General features: G+C 71.1%; 2 protein-coding genes. One reads left to right on the top strand and one right to left on the bottom strand.

The window, feature by feature from the left end; all coding sequences use genetic code 11:
- Window positions 1–937: type VI secretion system tip protein TssI/VgrG (gene tssI / locus ABNT58_RS14995; RefSeq protein ID WP_348754262.1), on the bottom strand; the 937-nt coding region annotated here is incomplete at its 3' end.
- 194 nt (window positions 938–1,131) lie between these two features.
- Here tssI and ABNT58_RS14990 point away from each other — a divergent pair.
- The coding region (locus ABNT58_RS14990) for a M1 family aminopeptidase (protein WP_348754261.1) at window positions 1,132–3,831 on the top strand (2,700 nt) is incomplete at its 3' end.

Below are 3,831 nucleotides of genomic sequence, written 5' to 3'. Positions count from 1 at the left end.
GCGGATGCTCGGCCAGCTCGAAGCGGCCGCCCACGGCCAGCGTGCGCATCAGCCCTTCGCCCTGCACCTGCAGCACCCGGGCATCGAAGGCCTGCTGCCGCACGCCGGCATGGTGCTCGCCTTCGGCCTTGCTGCCGTAGTCACAGGGGTAGTCGTAGATCTCCAGCGGCGGCAGGCCGGCCGGCTGCGGCGCACTGCTGCCGGCATGCGCCTCGGCCTGCAGCGACACGTCGGGCTTGGTGAAGTCGTAGTCGGTCAGGGCCACCCGCTGCGGCTGCACCCGCTGGCTTACGCGCCAGTGGGTGATGGGCTCCAGGTCGGTGGCGTCGTCGGCCGTCTCGCGGTAGACGAACTGGTGGCCGCCTTCACACGGCACATGGGCGCCGGGCGCATCCACCACCACCAACGTGTGGCGCTGCGCCTCATGCCGGAAGAAGTAGTAGATGCCTTCCTTCTCCATCAGGCGGCTGATGAAGGCGAAGTCGGTCTCGCGGTATTGCACGCAGTAGTCCACCGGCGCATAGCGGCCGGTGAGCTGGAAGTCCACGTCCACCGCAAACGGCTCCAGCACCTGCTTCAGGATGTCGGGCACCGACAAGGCCTGGAAGATGCGCGTGTCGGCCCGGCGGGTGAGCAGCCACAGCGCGGGCCGCAGCACCAGCCGGTAGCTGAAGCGGTCTTGGCCTGCCTCGCCCAGCAGGCCCATCTCGGCCACCAGGCCCTGGAAGCAACGGTCCTCGCCATCGGCCCGCTGCAGCGTCACGCTGGCGGGCTGGCCCAGCAGATCCACCGGGGCCAGCGACGGGTTGCTGGACAGCGCCTCCACCTCGAACTCGAACAGCTCGCCCAGCGCCTCGCGCGCCTGCAGGCGCTTGAACAGCAGCGCATCGCCCAGCGCGGTGTGCAGCTTCATCAGCGGGGGCAGTGGTGGCGACAACGTCTTCTCCATCCTTCAAGACGGTGCGATGGTGTCGGGCCAAGGGCGCGGCCACATCCCCCATGGGCCGGAAGGCGGCACGCCCGCCAGAGGGTAAGTTGTGAACAAACGTCACGGCTGCAGAGCTAGGGGCAGCCGCCGCGCAGGGGGCCGCTAAAGTGGATCGATCCATGCGCCTTGCTCCAGGAACTGCAATGACGTCTGCCGTTGCCGCCCGCCCCTCTTTTGCTGCCGCGGGCCTGCTGGCCCTGGCCCTGCTGGCCGGGCTTGCGCCCAGCCTGCCCGCCCAGGCCCAGGCCCGCTTCGACTTTGCGGCCACGCCGGGCCGCCTGAGCAAGCAGGTGGTGCCCACGCACTACCAGCTGCTGATCGACGCCGACCCGGCCCGCGACGACTTCCGCGGTGAAGTGACCATCGTGGTGGACGTGCGCAAGCCCACCGACGCCATCGTGCTCAATGCCCACCAGCTGCAGGCCAGCGGCGCGATGCTGAGCGACGCCAGCGGCCTGCGCCCGATGAAGGTGCTGCCCGACGAAGCACGCCAGACCTGGCGCCTGGTGCCCGAAGACGGCAAACCCATTGCCACCGGCAGCCAGCGCCTCGAGATCGACTACACCGGCGTGGTGCAGAAGACCGGCCAGGGCCTGTACCGCGCCGAGTACCGCGACATCACCGCCGCGCCCGATGCACCGATGGCCCGCACGCTGGCCACGCAGCTGGAAGCCATCTACGCCCGCAGCGTGCTGCCGGTGTTCGACGAGCCGGTGTTCCGCGCCAGCTTCGAGCTGAGCGTGCGTGCACCGGCCGGCCAGCAGGTGGTGGCCAACATGCCGCAGCAATCACAGCAGCCTGAAGCCGATGGCCACGTGCTGCACCGCTTTGCGCCCACGCCGCCGATGCCCAGCTACCTGCTGGCCTTCACCATCGGCCACTTCGACATGCTGGAAGGCAGCGCCGGCACGCTGCCGCTGCGCATCCTCACCGCGCCGGGCAAGCGTGAGCAGGCCCGCTTTGCGCTGCAGGCCACCGAGCAGCTGATGGGCCACTATGCCGACTACTTCGGCGTGCCCTACGCGCTGCCCAAGCTCGACCAGCATGCGGTGCCCAGCACCCGCTGGGGCGCGATGGAAGACTGGGGCCTGATCTCCTACGCCGAAAGCGGCCTGCTGTTCGACCCCGCGCGCAGCAACCCCGACACCCAGCGCCGCGTGTTCGGCCTGCTGGCGCACGAGATCGCGCACCAGTGGTTCGGCAACCTGGTCACCGCCGCTTCATGGGAAGAGATCTGGCTGAACGAAGCCTTTGCCACCTGGATGGCCACCCGCACCTCCGACCACTTCCACCCCGAGTGGCAGGTGCGCCTGCGCGAACGCGGCTGGGTGGAAGAAGCGATGGACGAAGACAGCGGCCAGGCCACGCGCGCCATCCGCTCGGGCCGGGTGGACGAACAGGCCGTGTGGGACGTGTTCGACAACATCACCTATGCCAAGGGCGGCGCGGTGCTGTCGATGATCGAGCAGTGGCTGGGCCCCGAGGTGTTCCAGAAGGGCCTGGCCGCCTACATGGCCGACCGCCAGTACAGCAATGCCACCGCCGGTGACCTGTGGCACCACATCGGCCAGGCGGCCGGCCGCGACGTGCGCCGCGTGGCCGCCAGCTGGACCGACCAGCGCGGCTTTCCGGTGGTGCAACTGGCCAGCCGCTGCAGCCGCGGCCAGACCGAGGTGACGCTGTCGCAGCGCCGCTTTGTCACCGGCGCGGCCGACCGCATGCAGCGCACCTGGCACATCCCGGTGCGGCTGGCGCGCGGCAGCGATGTGCAGACGGTGATGCTGGACCAGCCGCAGCGCACGCTGCGCCTGCCCGGCTGCAGCGAAGAGCCGCTGGTGGCCAATGCGGGCGGCCGGGGCTTCTACCGCGTGCAGTACAGCCCGGCCCAGCTGCAGGCGCTGGCGCGGGCCCTGCCCACGCTGGCACCGGCCGACCGGGTCACGGTGATGGCAGATGCACTGGCGCTGGCCCGCACCGGCGCCACGCCGCTGGCCGGCTGGTTCGGCCTGCTGGCCGCCGCGCCGCAGGTGCAGGACGACAGCCGCGCCGCGCTGCTGACCATGGCCATGCGCGGCCTGCAGGAGCTGGACGCGGTGATGGCCGGCCTGCCGGTGCAGGCCCCTCTTCGCGAGGCCGCGCGTGCGCTGCTGGCGCCCGAGCTGGCACGCCTGGGCTGGACGCCCGCCGAAGGTGAAGGCTCCGAGCCGCGGGCGCTGCGCAACCAGCTGATCCGCCAGCTGGCCATGTTCGGCGATGCGCAGGTGCTGGCCGAAGCGCGCCAGCGCTTCGATGCCGATGTGGCCGGCACCCAGCCGCTGCCCGCGGCCATCCGCAGCGGTGTGATCGGTGCGGTGGGCACGCAGGCTGATGGCGAGCGCTTTGCGCAGCTGCTGCAGCGGCTGCAGCAGGCCACCAGCGACGAAGACCGCTGGACCTATGCGCGGGCCCTGGCCTCGGGCACCGACGAAGCGCAGCTGCGCCGACTGCTCAGCGCAGCACTGTCGGGCATCACCGCGCCCAACGTGGCGTCGGCCATCCCGTCGATGGCCGGTGAGCTGGCGCCGCTGGGCGAAGTGGCCTACCGCCATGTGCTGGACCACTGGCCCGAGTACGAGAAGCTCACCGGCATCCAGGGCCGGCAGTACCTGCTGCCGGGCTCGGCCTCGCGCTTCGTGCAGCCGGCGCAGGCCCAGGCGCTGGTCGACGACCAGGCCCGCCTGGTGGGCAAGGGCGGCGCGCTGACCGCCGGCCGCCAGGCCGAACAGATCCGCCTGCATGCCCGCATGCGCGAGCGTGATGCGGCGGCGCTGGACAAGCTGCTGGCCGGCTGGCAGCCGCAGCAT

Origin of the sequence: uncultured Aquincola sp., assembly GCF_964001545.1 — a bacterium.
GTDB lineage: Bacteria > Pseudomonadota > Gammaproteobacteria > Burkholderiales > Burkholderiaceae_C > Aquincola.
Note: the sequence above shows the minus strand (reverse complement) of the source record. Positions and strands in the feature narration are given on the sequence as shown.